This is a genomic window from Dellaglioa sp. CoH-57-MRSF-19, from assembly GCF_056781975.1.
Map to the genome: position 1 here is coordinate 1 of NZ_JBXAXW010000338.1, position 237 is coordinate 237.

The 237-nt window shown below is 51.1% G+C and carries 1 protein-coding gene; it reads left to right on the top strand.

Going from position 1 to position 237, the window contains the following annotated elements; translation table 11 throughout:
* A partial coding sequence (locus tag AC1RO3_RS09410) for a hypothetical protein (RefSeq protein WP_481764156.1) occupies positions 1-216 on the top strand: 216 nt, incomplete at its 5' end.
* Between the last annotated feature and the right edge of the window lie 21 nt (positions 217-237).

A 237-nucleotide genomic window follows, 5' to 3' on the forward strand; every position in this document is an offset into this window, starting at 1 on the left:
GGCTTCATGCATCTGTGGGTTATCGATGATAACGCCAACACCACCACGGTACGCCACAATGGCAACATCGTATCGGAGAACACAAAGAACGGTGGTTCTGGTTACGGGCGTCGTCACCATGACTTCGTAGCATTCAACGCGGGTGACACTGTTCAGTGGATAACGTCGTTGCGCTCTGGCGCTGGCGTAAACATTACACAGGTTCTCTTCAATTAAGGCACAAGACATGACGGATGT